Here is a 15,280-nt window from a genome sequence, read left to right on the forward strand (position 1 = left end):
AACCAGGCCTGGTTGTTACAATGTAAAAAAATATTTTTGGGATTATACCCTTAACCTAAAAGATCAGCAAAGAAACACCTCGTGTTTTAAGGACATTTGTGCAAACTCGTCGATTTCAAGCTTTTTTAAGAGAATGGTCTTCTTCACGCGTTGGAGCCGCTTTGTTCAAACAAGAACGCGAATTAATCGAAAAAGAACTTGCGCGCTTGTTTGGATACTATCTTTTGCAGGTGGGTAAAATTTCCACATCCAATATCCTTAGCACCAGCCGTATCAAAGATAAGATTATTATCGATGACGAATATCTTTCAACCACCGAACAGTTAGTGATTGCTGACCTGGACTATCTTCCCTTTAGCGCTGAGAGCATGGATGTGGTCGTTATGCCGCATACTCTGGAGTCAGTAGCCGACCCTTATCATTTGGTGCGTCAGGTTGATGCCATTTTGAGAGCAGAGGGAAGTTTGGTGATTACCGGGTTTAACCCTCTTGGTTGCACAGTCTTACGCAGTCGTTTAGGTGCAGCACGCAAAGATCTACGTAAAGCCCATTTGATTAAGATGTATCGTATTATTGATTGGCTTAACCTGTTGGGTTATGAAATCAAAGTGGCTAAACATGGCCCTATATCTTGTCTAACTAACCGAAAGGGGCGGCTTGACACTTGGTTTTGGAATAACTTAGAACGCTTCGAACGCTGGTTGGACAAAATAGGCATTCATTTTGGCAATGTCTATATTATCGTTGCTAAAAAACGTGAAATAACGCCTAAGCCTGTTGGTCTTGATTGGAAGCTGGCCAATTGGCTGCCGATTGGCAATAAAGGGCGTGTGGCTACATCTTGTGATCAGCATCATTTATCTAAAAAACAGATTAATAAATAAGGGTATCTTGTTGGAAAATTTAGTAGAAATGTTTACCGACGGTGGCTGTAAAGGCAATCCGGGACCAGGTGGTTGGGGCGCTTTGTTACGCTTTAAAGGGGTAGAAAAAGAATTCAAGGGGTATGAAGCTGACACAACGAATAACCGTATGGAGCTGATGGCGGCCATTTCCGCGTTTGAGGCGCTTAAACGTCCTTGTCACGCTGTTATCACTACCGATTCCCAGTATGTTAAAAATGGAATTACCCAGTGGCTACCCAACTGGAAGAAACGTGGCTGGAAAACCGCGAACAACAAGCCGGTTAAAAATCAGGATTTATGGCAGCGTCTAGAGGCTGCGATGACGGGGCATCAGGTTGAGTGGTGCTGGGTTAAGGGGCATAGCGGTCATGCAGAAAATGAAAGGGTGGATCAATTGGCTAACGAGGCGATTGATGAATTATTAGCAAAAACTAAAAGGACAAAGCATGTTTAATAGGCAATGGATAAAAGCCCTTGTGGGTGGAATAGCAATCTGGGCTTCTTCAAATGCCATAGCCATTGAAATAAAAGGTGATTTGGTTCAAGGGAATTGGGTTCAAGTGCTGGCTGAACCAGGCAGCCAATTAGTTTTTGAACAACGCAAACTCAATCTGGATGCTGAAGGCAGGGCTTTAATTGCTTTTTCTCGTGATGCTAAACCTGAAAAAACACTGACCTTGATCAGCCCAAACGGTGATAAAACAGAGCACCGTTTAACCATTGCGCAACGCGATTATATTGTGCAGCGCATCGATGGCCTGCCTGCAAAGCATGTCACCCCTGACGAGGCGACCTTGGCTAAGATTAGAGAAGATGGACGTAAAGCCGTTGAAGCAAGAAAAATTGAGCTGGCAACGCCTTATTTTTTAGGCGGTTTTATTTGGCCGGCGGAAGGTTGGATTACTGGTATTTATGGAAGCCAGCGAATTTTAAATGGCCATCCGCGTCGTCCCCATTTCGGGGTTGATATTGCCGAAGCTACCGGCACACCGATTTATGCACCTGCTGATGGTGAAGTGACTTTAGCAGAATCAATGGAGTTAAGTGGTAACACCTTGTTTATCGATCACGGTTATGGATTACGCTCAGATTTTATGCATTTAGAGGAAATTTTAGTAAAACTAGGTGATCAGGTTAAACAGGGGCAGCAGGTAGCGACCATGGGTGCCACAGGTCGTGCAACCGGGCCACATTTACATTGGGGTATGAGTTGGTTTGATGTTCGATTAGATCCGGCTTTGATGTTTAATTTAGATCGAACTTTAGCGCGTGGTGCGCGAATTATGAATAACCAAGTGGTCTGGGAAGATTAATCGATTGCTTTAACTGATTTTTAAACAAACAAGCAGGCCTGGTGAACGCCACCTATCCTGCTTTTTTATGGCCCATTTAACTTCGCATAATGTATATTATGTTAAATTGGATATTTTTAGATAAATCATCTTACCTAATCTATTCAGCCCATTCATCCCCTACTTAAAATCAGCGGATTACATTAGAGTCTCCAAGCACTCGGTTGGTCTGGCAATCACTGCCTGTTCGCCGATGACAACAATTGGACGTTGTATCAGTTTAGGATGTTGACTTAAAAGTTCAAACCAGGCCTGGTCATCACGGAGATCATCTAGTTGCAACCCCATGGCTTGAAACAAAACTTCATTGCTACGAATGATATCCGTTGCTTTGCATGCTAACTTTTGACAGAGTTCAGCTAACTCTTCGGCGCTGGGTGGATTCTCTAGGTAACGCACTTCTTTGACCTGATAGCCTTTTTGATTAAGCATTTGCAATGCGTTGCGGCTTTTAGAACAGCGTGGATTATGATAGATTTTAGCCTGTTTTGACATGATTTCTCCCTTAGACTGGCTCGTTGGTTTCCTCTTTTTCTAAACGTTGGCTTAGTGCCGCTTCGACCGCATCCAGTCTTGATTTGCAAGCCTGATAAGCACGACTTGCTTCATCGACCATTGGCACGAGCTGATCAATGTCAACCTCATCGGTTTGCATCAGTTGATTCGCTATCTGTTGTAGTCGTGCATAGTTTTCTTTGAAGCTTTCTGCTTTGTTTGTTTTACTCATACTGACTCCGTGTTGTTGTTAGGTTTGATCGGGCGAACGCTGAGTTCACCGTCTTTAAACTCAAGCTTGAATTGATTGAGTTGGGCGGCTTGTTTTACCGATAAAATCGGTTGGTTGTCTTGCGTTTTTGCCAGTGCAAAACCGCGCTGTAGTTGTGTTTTGGGGCCCGAACTTAAGACATAGCCCAGGGTTTGCTTGCTTTGTTGCCGATAAAAACTCAGGGCTTTCAGCGCTAGTTGCCGAACCTGTTTATGCTGCGCCGTTAAATCAAGGTTAATGGTAGCGATCGGCTGATAAGCCTGTCGATAGATTTGTTGAATAAGGTAATCTAAGCCCACTCGACCTTGTCCAAGCTGTTGTTGACTTCTTGCTTGAATCCGAGCAAAAAGTGGGTCGAGTTGATGCTGCCAATACTGCAAAGACCGGGCTTGATGGTGTTCAAGCTGCTGTTTTAGCTGGTTTAATTCCGATACGGATTTTTGAAGTCGTTTAACTGCCCCGCTTTCGATCTGTCTCCAGTGTTCGATTGCGGTTTTTGCTCGTTGGCTGATGCGTTGCCAGATACCATGAATCACTTTACTAGGGGTATCAAATCTTGTGTGCGCCACCTCATCAAGAATCGTGTTATCGCGCTCATGACCAATACCAGTTAAAACCGGAATGGGCATTAAGGCAATTGCCTTTGCCAATTCATAGTGATTTAAAGGATTTAAATCGAGTTTTGCGCCACCACCGCGAATAATCACTAACGCATCGAAAGGTTGTTTTTGCTGAAAGGCTTCAAACGCCATAAAAGCGGACTGCATTTCTGCAAGCACCTGCTCACCTTGAAACGCGCTATGAAGGTAAACAAACTCGCATAATCCAAGCTGTTGTAACTTATCCGCTTCGGCTCTAAAATCGCCGAGGCCGGCGGCTTGAGGCGGTGAAATCACCGCAATCCGAAACAGATCACCGGCTAGCATTTGCTGCTTATTGGCTTCATACAGCCCTTCTTTCATCAGCTTTTGACGCATCGCAATCAAGTTGGCTTCAATTTCGCCGAGCGTAAAACTGGGGTCGATATCTTGAACAACAAGCGAAAAGCCAAATTTTTCATGAAAATTCACTTGCACTTGAACCAGTACTTTTTGGCCTTCTTTTAATGTCGAGCCGGTCGCTTTTTCAAATTGCGCCATCATTTTTTCTGCAGCGGAAGCCCAGATCATCGCACGACAACTGGCTAAGGTCTGTCCTTGGTCATTATTTTCACTCAGCTCTAGATATAGATGACCCCGACGTTCACTCAAATTTGCGATTTCAGCTCTGACCCAAATCGCTTGACTGAACTGCGCCTGCAACTTGACTTGCACCTGCTGCAACAATTCGGCTAAACTCAAGCTTTCTTTGGTGGCAAGGGGAGCATCCAGCAGGCCTGGTTGTTCAAGTGGCAAGCTAGACGTTGTTTGAGGTAACCAAGCTGCGAATAGGGTTAAATCATGGTTTTCAGGGTCGGCCAAATACCACTTTTTTTTCAACGGGTCCCAGCGAGCGCCCTGCTGCTTGGCTAATTCCTTCTGTGCAAACGGCACCTCAAGATACAGCATGACCTGCCTCTTTAGACGCTTCATAGTCTGCCTTGCGTTGAACTTCAGCCGCTACTAAATGATAAGCCTGCTCAATCACCTCAATCCCCGCTCCGGGTTTGCAGGCGTGTTCTGATAAATAACGTCGCCATAACCGGCCTCCGGCACAACCATGAAATAAACCCATCATATGACGGGTGATATGGCTTACTCGGCCACCCTGCTTTAGATGCGCTTCAATATAGGGATAAAGCTGGGTTAGGACTTGATGCCGAGTAGGCGCGGGATGTTCAACACCATAATATAACGAATCGACAGCAGTCAGCATAAAGGGCTGTTCATAAATAGCGCGCCCTAGCATCACGCCGTTTACCGGAGGCAAGTCCTGATAATTATCAAAATGAACCAGGCCTGCTTCTAAGGTTTTAAGCCCCCCGTTAAGGCTAATCTCAAGTTCAGGAAATGCCAGTTTTACCTGATGAACCCAGTTATAATTCAATGGTGGAACATCTCGATTTTCTTTAGGAGAAAGTCCTTGCAGCCAAGCTTTACGCGCATGAATAATCACGCCATCAACCCCCGCCACAGCCAGTCCACCCACAAAATCGATCAGCGTTTGCAGGTCTTCTTGATCATCAATCCCTATTCGGCATTTCACCGTAACGGGGATGGACACCACGGCTTTCATTGCGGCTACCGCTTCAGCGACTAACTGAGGATGGCCCATTAGGCATGCGCCAATCAGGTTGTTCTGAACCCGGTCACTGGGGCAACCAACATTAAGATTAATTTCGTTATAACCCCATTCCTGTCCTAGCCTGGCACAGGTCGCCAAATCCTTAGGATCACTGCCTCCGAGTTGCAACACGACCGGTGAATCCGAAGCATCATGTCCCAAAAATCTGGGAAGATTATTGCCATAAATGATCGCTCCAGTCGTCACCATTTCCGAATACAACCAGGCCTGGCTGGACATTAAGCGATGAAAAACGCGACAGTGGCGATCAGTCCAATCCAGCATGGGCGCAACGGCAAAGCCGCTGGCACTGGTTAAGCCTTTTTTAATGAATCTTGTCTCAGTTAGCGATTCGCTCACGCCCTATTCCATTACTAACAATCTAAATGCTGGGATTATACAAGTTCATTCCTTGATTTAATAGACTTATAGCCAGTGGATGGATGAGTGAAAGCCCTTCTCAAGTCTTTTGAGGATGTTTTTTCCGTTGGGTAAGAATCCGGTCAAGTTGATTAGCGAAGGCTTGACGATCCGCCTGATTAAATGCCGCTGGGCCACCGGTTTGAATACCGCTGGAGCGCAGGCTTTCCATAAAGTCACGCATCGTTAAACGGGCTTTGATATTACTTTCTGTGTAGAGTTCCCCGCGAGGGTTAATAGCCAAAGCACCGGCTGCTACCACCTCGGCAGCAAGCGGAATGTCTTGCGTAATAACCAAGTCCTCAGCATTCAGCTGTTGCATAATCTTATTGTCGGCAACATCAAAACCACCCGGAACTTGCATAAACTTAATCAGCGGATTAACAGGAATCTGCATCGTATGGTTGGCAACCAAAATGGTTTCGGTTGATGTACGAATCGCGGCTTTAAATAAAATTTCTTTGATGACTACCGGACAGGCATCCGCATCCACCCAAATTTTCATGCTTGTGCCTGTATGGCTTGGCACCAGGCCTGGTTATCTAAATACCATTGCACGGTTTTTTCTAAGCCAGACTCAAAGGTTTCTTGTGGAATCCAACCCAGTTCACGTTCAATTTTGCTGGCATCAATCGCGTAACGTCGATCGTGACCCGGTCGATCAGCAACAAATTTAATCAATTCACTATAACAACTGGCATTACCCGGCTCACAAGAATAGGTGTCAATATTAGGGTTTGATTCAGAAGGCGCAAGCTTTTCTAAGATCTGACAAATCGTTTTAACTACGTCAATATTGCGTTTTTCATTGTGACCGCCAATATTATAGGTTTCGCCCAGTTTGCCTTGGGTCGCTACCAGTAGTAAGGCGCGAACATGGTCTTCGACATAAAGCCAATCGCGTATTTGCTGACCGCGCCCGTATACCGGCAATACTTCCCCTTTAAGCGCATTTAAGATCGTTAAGGGGATTAATTTTTCCGGATAATGATAAGGACCATAATTGTTTGAGCAATTGGTTACCAAGGTCGGCAGTTCGTAGGTGCGCAACCACGCGCGAACTAGATGATCAGACGCGGCTTTACTTGCCGAATAAGGCGAACTGGGAGCATAAGCCGTTTGTTCTGTAAAAAGCGGTAGACTCAAGTCTGATAGCCCTGTTCCGCTAGAAGGTTGAATGTCATCCGGATGCGGCAAATCACCATAAACTTCGTCAGTAGAAATATGATGAAAACGGAATTGGCGTTTTTTTTCATCACGCAGTTTTAACCAATAAATCCTAGCCTGCTCTAACAAGGTGTAAGTGCCGACAATATTGGTTTGGATAAAATCTGCAGGGCCGGTAATTGAACGATCAACATGCGACTCAGCGGCCAAATGCATCACAATATCCGGTTGATGCTGACTAAAAACACGCTTGACCGCTTCAGCATCACAAATATCAACCTGCTCAAAAGCATAACGTGAATTATCGCTTACCGAAGCAACCGATAATAAATTGCCAGCATAAGTGAGCTTATCTAAATTGACCACCTGATAAGGAGTATCTTGAATAATATGACGAACTAGGGCTGAACCTATAAAACCGGCACCACCGGTAACGAGGATTTTCATAAAATTGAACTTTCTTTAATGCTTTGTAATGATGAAACGATTTTTTAAACTAAAAACTATTTGCTATGCAGTTTAAACATCCCTACAAGCTGGCTTAAATGATCCGATAAACGCCCTACTTTATTGCTGGCAGCGAGGGTGTTATGCGTGCCCTGGTCAACCTGATCAGAGGTTTGACTAACGCGTTGAAGATTTTTCTCCACCAAATCCGCTTGCTGGCTCTGTTGAAGAGTCGATTCAACGATGTTAGAGTTTTTTTGATAAATCGTAGCGACAGACTGTTGAATAAAACTAAGTGTTTCGCCTGCTTGGTGAGCATGTACAACACTGCTGCGAGCCTGTTCACGGCCTTCATCCATGACTTGCACCGCCTTTTTAGATACATCAATAAGGTGCGCAATACTTGACTCTATCTCACGTGTGGACTCTTGTGTTCGACTGGCTAATACCCTGACTTCATCAGCCACCACCGCAAAACCACGGCCATTTTCACCTGCTCGCGCCGCTTCAATTGCGGCATTTAATGCAAGTAGATTGGTCTGCTCCGCGATACTTTTAATAACGCCAATTACCTTAGCAATATTAGCCGCATCTTGATCCAACTGTTTAATAACTTCTGAAGCAGCTTCAACTTGTAATGCCAACTGCTCGATAATCATCACCGAATCTTCAACGCGCTCAAACCCCTTTCGTGCCTCCTGATCAGTGGTTTTGACTGCGGCTAAGGCATCCTGTGCCTGCTCAGAAACCTTAGCAAGCGACTGTCGCATTAGGTTGACGGCCTGTACCATTTTTTGAGTATCATTTTTTTGTAAATCAACACCCTGCTGAGTTTTATTAGCTTCATCCACCATCACGCCCGACGCATGGTGCATTTGATCAGACACTTCAGAAATTTGCTGTACCATCGAGCGCAAATTCGCGGTCATAGTATTAAAGCTAGCCGACATTTCACCAACAAAATCATGGCTTTGCAACGAACACTTCGCACTGATATCATTGTGACTAATGGCCTTGGCAACCACGCCAATACGCTCAAATCGTCTTAATAACATTCTGTTTAACAACCAAAAGTTAAACAGACCAATACTGATGCCGGCAATCACACAAGACAAGGCAAACCAGAAAAACATCCCTGGCTTCCATTCGACAAAGAAGTGAGCAAACAACGGAAAAACCAGCCCCATAAAAAGGCCAAACCCCAGAAAGGCCAATAGCATATTTCGAAGTATGCTGGGCTGTTTAAAGTTCATGTTGATGGCACTCATCGGCTTAGCCTCACTTAGCGCGTTAGTAAGAATCTATCAAAACAACAAGCAAACAGCGCGCCATAGCTAACCAAAACCTTAGCCTTCAGCGCGAGCTGCAATAAAATCCAATGCCATTTGTAACCGCATTAAACAACGTTCTTTGCCAATCAACGCTGCGGTCGCATCAATTGATGGTGACTGACCCGCACCGGTAATCGCAACACGCAACGGCATACCCACTTTACCCATGCCAATATCCAATTCAGTCGCGGCATCTTGGATAGCCTGATGAATGGTTTCTGTTGTCCAGCTTTCAAGCACCATCATTTTCTGCATAACACGACTCAAAGGCTCAGCGGCAACTGGGCGAAGGTGTTTTTTAGCCGCATCGGCATCAAATTGCTCGAAGTCTTGATAGAAATAAAGCGCGCTGTCGGCCATTTCGATTAGTGTCTTGGCGCGTTCACGTAAGAGATCTGCAACCTGATCCAGAGCCGGACCCTGGGTGAGATCACAGCCTCGTTCCGCCATAAAGTGTGAAAGATGACGGGCTAAATGTTCAGCAGAAGCATTTTGGATGTGTTGCTGGTTAACCCAAATGCATTTCTCATCGTTAAACGTGGAAGGTGCTGCATTCACCGAATCTAAGTCAAACGCGTTCACCATTTCATCAATGCTAAAGATTTCTTGATCACCATGAGACCAACCCAAACGCACTAAATAGTTTAGCAAAGCTTCAGGCAGATAGCCTTCCTCTTTGTACTGCAGAACACTAACTGCACCATGTCGCTTAGATAAACGCGCCCCATCTGCGCCCAGCACCATTGGGATATGCGCGTACTTAGGAATCGGTGCCCCTAGTGCCTTTAAGATATTGATTTGACGTGGAGTGTTATTAAGATGGTCATCACCACGAATCACATGTGTAATGCCCATATCCCAGTCATCCACTACAACGGACAAGTTATAAGTAGGCGTGCCATCTGAACGCGCAATCACCAGATCATCGATCTCAGTGTTTTTAATCGTAACACTGCCCTTAACCATATCCTCAATCACCACTTCACCATCCAGTGGGTTTTTAAAGCGAATGACCGGTTTTACGCCCTGTGGTGGCGTACCGGTAAAATCTCGATAACGACCATCATATCTCGGCTTTTCGCCTCGTTCACGCTGTTGCTCACGCATCTCATCGAGTTCTTCAGGTGAAGCATAGCAGTAATAAGCATCCCCTTGATCTAAAAGTTGCTGAATAACCGCTTTATAGCGATCAAAATGATGCGTTTGATAAAAAGGTCCCTGGTCATAATCTAAACCAAGCCAGGTCATGCCCTCTAAAATTGCATTGACCGATTCCTGTGTTGAACGTTCTAGGTCTGTATCTTCGATTCGTAAAATAAACTCCCCACCCATTTTGCGAGCATAAAGCCAAGAAAACAAAGCGGTACGAACACCACCAATATGTAAATAACCAGTTGGGCTTGGGGCAAATCGAGTACGAATCACAACAGACTCCTAAAATAAATCAAAAATGAAAGCGAAATTATACAACAACCCGAGCCGCTTAAGGCTGAACAGTTTGGATTAAGCTACTGCAAAATGCTTGATCTAAGGGCGTATCCGTTTTCATAGCTTGCACAAGCTGTTCAACCCCAAGCTTTTCAGGCGCATAAACAAACACCCCTAGCTGATCACCAGGCTGTAGATAGGTGGTTTCACCCAAAGCGCTATAGCGCGTTGCGCCGAGTGAAACAATTATTTTGCCCGGATAGTCGGCGATGGTCAGCATGGGCATCAATGATTCAAGCGGCCCCACATCGGGTTGATGATTGAATTGCTGCACCATCCAATCAACAAGTTGCTGATGGCAATAACTATAGCCGGCCACTGGACTGTCGATGCCATAAGCATAAACCTGCTCATCACGTTTAAGATAACAGGCTATATGGAATTGATCGAGTAATCCACCTTTAGAAAACTGATCAAGCTCGATCCAATGTTCAGCCAAACCGGTAGAAGCCGATCCCCAATTTTTTTTGATACTTATCTTCGTTGCCTGAATCCGGTTAGAGCAATCATTAAATGCGGCAAAAGCGCTTGGCCTCAGCTTTTCAATCTGCCGATTCTGTGTGTAGTCAACATCAAACAAAAGTGCCAACTCCGGCTCTATTTGCAAACGAGGATTTTGTGAAAAGTCTGCTTTAATTTCGGACGATGACAGCGGAAATACCCCCAAAAAATTCGACATACCAGGAATATAAACCGGAAACAGCCCTTTTGGCGCCTCTTCACATTCAGTTTTAACACCGACAAAATCCGATGCTTCTCCGGCTTGCGCCAGATGTTCGGCAAAATTGCCGGCGATACCAAACACCGGTATTGTTTTTAATGTTTCAGTCGAAAGCTTCATTAAGCCCCCTCTTTTTCACCAGGCCTGGTGATGTTTAGGCCTTCCGGCATGGATTTAATATACAAATCATGTTTGCTATAAGGAATTTCAATATTCGCCTCCGCAAAGCGTTTAAAGATCTGCACGTTAATTGCATCCAATACACGGGTACGAATTTCCGGATCAGAAATCCATACCCTTAGCGAAAAATCTAGACCTGAAGCACCAAAACCTAAAAAGCGCACTTGTGGCAAAGGATCTTTAAGCACCATAGGTTCTTTAGACGCAATATCTAATAAAATCTCTCGCACCAGATCAATGTTAGACTCATAAGAAACACTGACATTAGCGCGCATACGCATGCTTACAAACCGCCCAGATGACTGGTTAACGACCTTACCATTTGCAAGCACTGAATTCGGAATGTTTATTTCGACATCATCGCGAGTTAAAATTCGCGTCGAACGCAAGCCTATTTGGGTCACCTTGCCGCGATCAGCGCCATCGATAATAATATAGTCGCCTATTTTATAGGGCGAATCCGCCATAATAAAAACACCGGATAAGATATTCGCAATGGTATCACGTGCTGCAAAACCAACCGCAATACCAATTACCCCGGCAGAGGCTAACCAGGCGGTCATGTTAATGTTCCAGGTCAAAAACAACAGATAAACAATCAGTAAAACAATCAGCACCGCAGATAGGTTATCGAGCAAAGGTAAAGTTTGGGGTTTTATAAACGAGCCGTCTTCCTGCAAACTGCTTTGATATTTCAACGCAAACTGAGAGGCTCGATAGAAAAACTGGCCCCAGATCAATATATTGATCGTGGTTAGTGTACGATTTGCATAAAGCAGAAAATGATCCGGCAAATCAAACTGTAGCGTTAAGATGGTTGAAATGGCAATAAAAACAACCGAAACCATAATTGGCAAACGAATATTGCTTAACATAAAACACAATACTTGACGGTTACGCTTACCTGCCCAATTCTTGGGGCCTAATACAATCAGCGAATTCACCAACCAAGCGGCAATCACTGCAACGATTAAATAACTCAGTGCTAAAAAAACAGGATGAGTTAACCCCAAACTTTGTAAATTACTTTCGATCATTTCTTATCCTCAATATATGACTTAATTGACCCAATCCAAACCACTGTCAGTCAAACGAGCCTTATTTTACAGTAGTGCGCGCAGATTCTTACAAAAAACCTTTACCAATACAAAGGTTACAAATAATTACAAAAATAAACAAAATGTTTAAGATTGTTAGCTTTTGTATAAAATTCTTTTAAAACATCCCTTATTATTCACCATAAATACACATATCCACTTGATATTAAAAGATAAATAAGTAAATGGATTTGAACTCGCTATGTCTATAAATAATTTTTATGTACTTATAGGCGATTAAAAGTGAAAACGAATTCAAGCAATGTTTGGATAGCTGAACTATCCCATACGTTTAAAAAACAAACCAAACCAACTCTACAAAACATCAACCTAGATATTAAAAATGGTGAAAAAATTGCACTGATTGGCCGAAGTGGCTGCGGAAAATCAACCCTGCTTCAAATGATAGCAGGCCTGCTGATCCCTTCCGATGGTGCCATAAGGATTAACGGTCATACCGTCACTAAACCCAGTGCTAAATGGAATATGATGTTTCAAAAACCCTCACTCTACCCTTGGATGAGTGTGCGGGAAAACGCCGCACTAGGTTTAGTGTTTGCAGGCACCTACAAGCAAAAATATCAAGATGTTGAAAACCTACTCGATATGGTTGGACTGACTGAACACAAGGATAAAAACGTTCAACAGCTTTCAGGCGGACAGCAGCAGCGTGTTGCCCTGGCTCGCTCTCTGGCAACTGATCCAGACATCATCCTTCTTGACGAACCTTTTTCAGCGCTGGACGCCTTTACGAGAACCAGCCTGCAAAACGAAGTATCAATCATCTGTGATCAACAAAACATAACGATGATTATGGTCACACATGATATTGAAGAAGCCATCGCAATGGCAGATCGCGTCATTATTATGAGCCACAACCCCGGTGAAATTGTTGGCGAACTCAGCGTTCCACTTTCTTTCCCCCGTGATCGAAGTGCTTCGCAGTTTTCTGAGCTCAGAGACAGATTGTTTAATGAATTCGAAAAACTTGACCTGGCTAAACAAGCCCAAATGGGTCTAACCGCTTAATTTACTACCTTAAAAGGAGATTGACCATGTGCCATTTATGTGATGTTGCTAACCGTTCCGACTACATTTATAACCCCCAAAAAGGTCGCCGTGAATTTATCTTAGACTCCCTTGCTACGGCAGGAGGCTTGACCGCTGCCATGACCCTACCGGCTTCAGCACTCGCGAGTAACATGCCCGAAGATGAAGTCGTTAAAATTGGTTACATCCCCATCACGGATGCCAGTTCCTTGCTTGTCGCTCACGGCATGGGTTTTTTTGAAGAGGAAGGGCTAAAAGTCGAAAAACCAACCTTAATACGGGGCTGGTCGCCATTAATTGAAAGTTTTGCGGCTAAACGTTTTAATCTAGTCCACTTCCTCAAACCAATTCCTGTTTGGATGCGGTACAACAACAACTTTCCAATCAAAATAACAGGGTGGGCACACACCAATGGTTCAGGATTAGTTGTGGGTCGCCACATCCAAGCAAGCCAGTTTAGTGACTTAGGTGGTAAACAAGTTGCCGTACCCTATTGGTATTCTATGCATAATGTTGTCCTGCAGATTGCATTACGAGACGCGGGGCTAGAGCCTGTTATTCAACCGCAAAATGCCGCCCTTAAACCCAACCAAGTCAACCTTCAAATTATGCCTCCACCGGACATGCCCCCCGCCTTAGCCGCTCGCAAAATTGATGCCTATATTGTTGCAGAACCTTTTAATGCAGCGGGTGAAATGTTAGCTGGTGGGAAAATGCTTCGTTTCACGGGTGATATATGGCAAAACCACCCTTGCTGCGTGGTGTGTATGCACGAAGAAGATGTCGAACGTCGAAAGGCTTGGTCACAAAAAGTGATGAATGCGGTGGTCAAAGGCGCTCTTTATGCTCAAGAAAACAAGGAAGAAGTCGCCAAATTATTATCCAGAGATGGTAAAAATAAATACCTGCCTATGCGCGAAGATGTGATTTTACAGGCCATGACTTCGTACAGCCAAGCCGACTATGCCGAACCTCAAGCGATTAAACACCCCGACTGGGATGTCAGTCGAATCGACTTTAACCCTTGGCCTTATCCTTCCGCAACAGAGTTTATTATTGACAAACTTAAAGACACCTTGGTTGGCGGTGATAAAACCTTCTTGTCAAACCTAGACAGCAAATTTGTTGCGCAGGATCTTGTTAATTATGACTTTGTTAAAAATGCAATGGATGCTCAAGGTGCGTGGTCAAGGGTAAGAGGGGTGAACCCTGAAAACCCATTAACACGTGAAGAGGTATTTAAACTATGAGTGGTATTTCCTCAACATGGCTGGTGAGCATGAGTCACCAAACCAGCCTAAAATTTAAGCAGCTACCTAACTGGGTGCAAAGCACGGTCTTTGCCACTGTAGGTATGCTGATTTTATTGGCCGTTTGGTGGCTGGGTGGCTGGTGGATTGAGCGCAATCCCGATACTTCCGCATTTGCCGGTTTTGCTCCAGCTTCAGCCTTTGCTGCCTTGTATGATCTTGTGGCCTCCGGTAGCATTTGGCAAACAATTTGGTCAAGCTTGTATCGCATTTTAGTGGGTTTGTTTTGGGCGATTGTAATTGGCGTGCCTGTTGGTGTGATGATTGGTTACTACACAATGGCAAGACAGATCGCTAATATGCCCTTTCAATTTCTAAGAATGATTAGCCCTTTAGCTTGGATGCCAGTTGCTGTACTGGTGTTTGCAAGTTGGGATAATGCGATTATCTTTTTGATTACGATTGCAGCGGTTTGGCCGATTATTTTTGGCACCGCACATGGTGTACAACGGATTGACCCACTTTGGTTTAAAGTGGCGACAAATCTAGGCGCTGATGGCTCGCAAATGTTAATGCGTGTTATTATGCCCGCCATTGCCCAAGACGTGTTTGCCGGTATTCGTTTAGCGGTCGGTGTCGCTTGGGTGGTATTGGTTCCGGCGGAATATTTAGGTGTCACCAGTGGTTTGGGTTATGCCATTAACGATGCCCGCGATACCTTGGACTACGACAAACTGGCAGCAATAGTGATCGTAATTGGTATTATCGGCTATATGTTAGATAGCATCGGTGCAAGATTAATCAAGATGTACAGTTGGAAAATGGAGTAACAGGTTTTTAGAAT

Annotated in this window: 16 protein-coding genes; 6 read left to right on the forward strand and 10 right to left on the reverse strand. The window is 44.5% G+C overall.

All coding sequences use genetic code 11. From position 1 onward, the window contains the following. Positions 1-98: 98 nt before the first annotated feature. The 3 genes from JX580_RS05330 to JX580_RS05340 are packed head-to-tail and all read left to right on the forward strand — an operon-like array spanning position 99 to position 2,218. The gene (locus JX580_RS05330) at positions 99-884 is read left to right on the forward strand and encodes a class I SAM-dependent methyltransferase (RefSeq protein ID WP_248851762.1); all 786 of its coding nucleotides are present in this window, start codon (positions 99-101) and stop codon (positions 882-884) included. Between the two features lie 7 nt (positions 885-891). Further along, the gene (rnhA, locus tag JX580_RS05335) at positions 892-1,359 is read left to right on the forward strand and encodes a ribonuclease HI (protein ID WP_248851763.1); all 468 of its coding nucleotides are present in this window, start codon (positions 892-894) and stop codon (positions 1,357-1,359) included. Beyond that, entirely contained in the window at positions 1,352-2,218 is an 867-nt protein-coding gene (locus tag JX580_RS05340) for a M23 family metallopeptidase (protein WP_248851764.1), read from the forward strand. The genes rnhA and JX580_RS05340 overlap by 8 nt, the downstream gene beginning before the upstream one ends. 177 nt (positions 2,219-2,395) lie before the next feature. Here the strand turns inward: JX580_RS05340 and arsC are convergent, their stop codons facing one another. The 10 genes from arsC to JX580_RS05390 form a co-directional block, all read right to left on the reverse strand. Further along, positions 2,396-2,752 (reverse strand): arsenate reductase (glutaredoxin), encoded by a 357-nt coding sequence (arsC, locus tag JX580_RS05345; protein ID WP_248851765.1) that lies wholly within the window; start codon positions 2,750-2,752, stop codon positions 2,396-2,398. A gap of 10 nt (positions 2,753-2,762) precedes the next feature. Further along, positions 2,763-2,984, reverse strand: a complete 222-nt coding sequence (gene xseB / locus JX580_RS05350) for an exodeoxyribonuclease VII small subunit (RefSeq protein WP_248851766.1) — start codon at positions 2,982-2,984, stop codon at positions 2,763-2,765. Beyond that, on the reverse strand, positions 2,981-4,594 hold the full coding sequence (gene xseA, locus JX580_RS05355) for an exodeoxyribonuclease VII large subunit (protein ID WP_248851767.1): 1,614 nt from the start codon (positions 4,592-4,594) through the stop codon (positions 2,981-2,983). The genes xseB and xseA overlap by 4 nt, the downstream gene beginning before the upstream one ends. Continuing rightward, positions 4,557-5,645 (reverse strand): tRNA dihydrouridine(20/20a) synthase DusA, encoded by a 1,089-nt coding sequence (gene dusA / locus JX580_RS05360; protein ID WP_283103608.1) that lies wholly within the window; start codon positions 5,643-5,645, stop codon positions 4,557-4,559. Before dusA ends, xseA begins: the two co-directional genes overlap by 38 nt. A gap of 100 nt (positions 5,646-5,745) precedes the next feature. Beyond that, positions 5,746-6,210: a YaiI/YqxD family protein gene (locus JX580_RS05365; protein WP_248851768.1), complete on the reverse strand. Its 465-nt coding sequence runs from the start codon at positions 6,208-6,210 to the stop codon at positions 5,746-5,748. Next, positions 6,207-7,319, reverse strand: a complete 1,113-nt coding sequence (rfbB, locus tag JX580_RS05370) for a dTDP-glucose 4,6-dehydratase (RefSeq protein WP_248851769.1) — start codon at positions 7,317-7,319, stop codon at positions 6,207-6,209. The genes JX580_RS05365 and rfbB overlap by 4 nt, the downstream gene beginning before the upstream one ends. 56 nt (positions 7,320-7,375) lie before the next feature. Beyond that, positions 7,376-8,587 (reverse strand): methyl-accepting chemotaxis protein, encoded by a 1,212-nt coding sequence (locus JX580_RS05375; protein ID WP_248851770.1) that lies wholly within the window; start codon positions 8,585-8,587, stop codon positions 7,376-7,378. Between the two features lie 78 nt (positions 8,588-8,665). Next, the gene (gltX, locus tag JX580_RS05380) at positions 8,666-10,075 is read right to left on the reverse strand and encodes a glutamate--tRNA ligase (protein ID WP_248851771.1); all 1,410 of its coding nucleotides are present in this window, start codon (positions 10,073-10,075) and stop codon (positions 8,666-8,668) included. 58 nt (positions 10,076-10,133) lie between these two features. Beyond that, positions 10,134-10,979, reverse strand: a complete 846-nt coding sequence (locus JX580_RS05385; protein WP_248851772.1) for a DUF5718 family protein — start codon at positions 10,977-10,979, stop codon at positions 10,134-10,136. Continuing rightward, positions 10,979-12,076, reverse strand: coding sequence for a mechanosensitive ion channel family protein (locus tag JX580_RS05390; RefSeq protein WP_248851773.1), 1,098 nt, complete (start codon positions 12,074-12,076; stop codon positions 10,979-10,981). The genes JX580_RS05385 and JX580_RS05390 overlap by 1 nt, the downstream gene beginning before the upstream one ends. 303 nt (positions 12,077-12,379) lie before the next feature. Between JX580_RS05390 and JX580_RS05395 the strand changes: the two genes are divergently transcribed. The 3 genes from JX580_RS05395 to JX580_RS05405 are packed head-to-tail and all read left to right on the forward strand — an operon-like array spanning position 12,380 to position 15,266. Then, complete coding sequence (locus JX580_RS05395; protein WP_248851774.1) at positions 12,380-13,165, forward strand: ABC transporter ATP-binding protein; 786 nt, start codon at positions 12,380-12,382, stop codon at positions 13,163-13,165. Between the two features lie 26 nt (positions 13,166-13,191). Beyond that, the gene (locus tag JX580_RS05400; protein WP_248851775.1) at positions 13,192-14,436 is read left to right on the forward strand and encodes an ABC transporter substrate-binding protein; all 1,245 of its coding nucleotides are present in this window, start codon (positions 13,192-13,194) and stop codon (positions 14,434-14,436) included. Next, the gene (locus tag JX580_RS05405; protein WP_248851776.1) at positions 14,433-15,266 is read left to right on the forward strand and encodes an ABC transporter permease; all 834 of its coding nucleotides are present in this window, start codon (positions 14,433-14,435) and stop codon (positions 15,264-15,266) included. Before JX580_RS05400 ends, JX580_RS05405 begins: the two co-directional genes overlap by 4 nt. The last annotated feature ends 14 nt before the right edge of the window (positions 15,267-15,280 follow it).

Origin of the sequence: Thiomicrospira microaerophila (assembly GCF_023278225.1) — a bacterium.
Taxonomy (GTDB): Bacteria; Pseudomonadota; Gammaproteobacteria; order Thiomicrospirales; family Thiomicrospiraceae; genus Thiomicrospira; species Thiomicrospira microaerophila_A.

What these genes read in the sequence shown, in the direction of transcription:
- JX580_RS05340 (WP_248851764.1), top strand. Translation starts at nt 1,352, where the DNA reads ATGTTTAATAGGCAATGGATAAAAGCCCTTGTGGGTGGAATAGCAATC.
- arsC (WP_248851765.1), bottom strand. Translation starts at nt 2,752, where the DNA reads ATGTCAAAACAGGCTAAAATCTATCATAATCCACGCTGTTCTAAAAGC.
- xseB (WP_248851766.1), bottom strand. Translation starts at nt 2,984, where the DNA reads ATGAGTAAAACAAACAAAGCAGAAAGCTTCAAAGAAAACTATGCACGA.
- xseA (WP_248851767.1), bottom strand. Translation starts at nt 4,594, where the DNA reads ATGAAGCGTCTAAAGAGGCAGGTCATGCTGTATCTTGAGGTGCCGTTT.
- JX580_RS05365 (WP_248851768.1), bottom strand. Translation starts at nt 6,210, where the DNA reads ATGAAAATTTGGGTGGATGCGGATGCCTGTCCGGTAGTCATCAAAGAA.
- rfbB (WP_248851769.1), bottom strand. Translation starts at nt 7,319, where the DNA reads ATGAAAATCCTCGTTACCGGTGGTGCCGGTTTTATAGGTTCAGCCCTA.
- JX580_RS05375 (WP_248851770.1), bottom strand. Translation starts at nt 8,587, where the DNA reads ATGAGTGCCATCAACATGAACTTTAAACAGCCCAGCATACTTCGAAAT.
- JX580_RS05385 (WP_248851772.1), bottom strand. Translation starts at nt 10,979, where the DNA reads ATGAAGCTTTCGACTGAAACATTAAAAACAATACCGGTGTTTGGTATC.
- JX580_RS05390 (WP_248851773.1), bottom strand. Translation starts at nt 12,076, where the DNA reads ATGATCGAAAGTAATTTACAAAGTTTGGGGTTAACTCATCCTGTTTTT.
- JX580_RS05400 (WP_248851775.1), top strand. Translation starts at nt 13,192, where the DNA reads ATGTGCCATTTATGTGATGTTGCTAACCGTTCCGACTACATTTATAAC.
- JX580_RS05405 (WP_248851776.1), top strand. Translation starts at nt 14,433, where the DNA reads ATGAGTGGTATTTCCTCAACATGGCTGGTGAGCATGAGTCACCAAACC.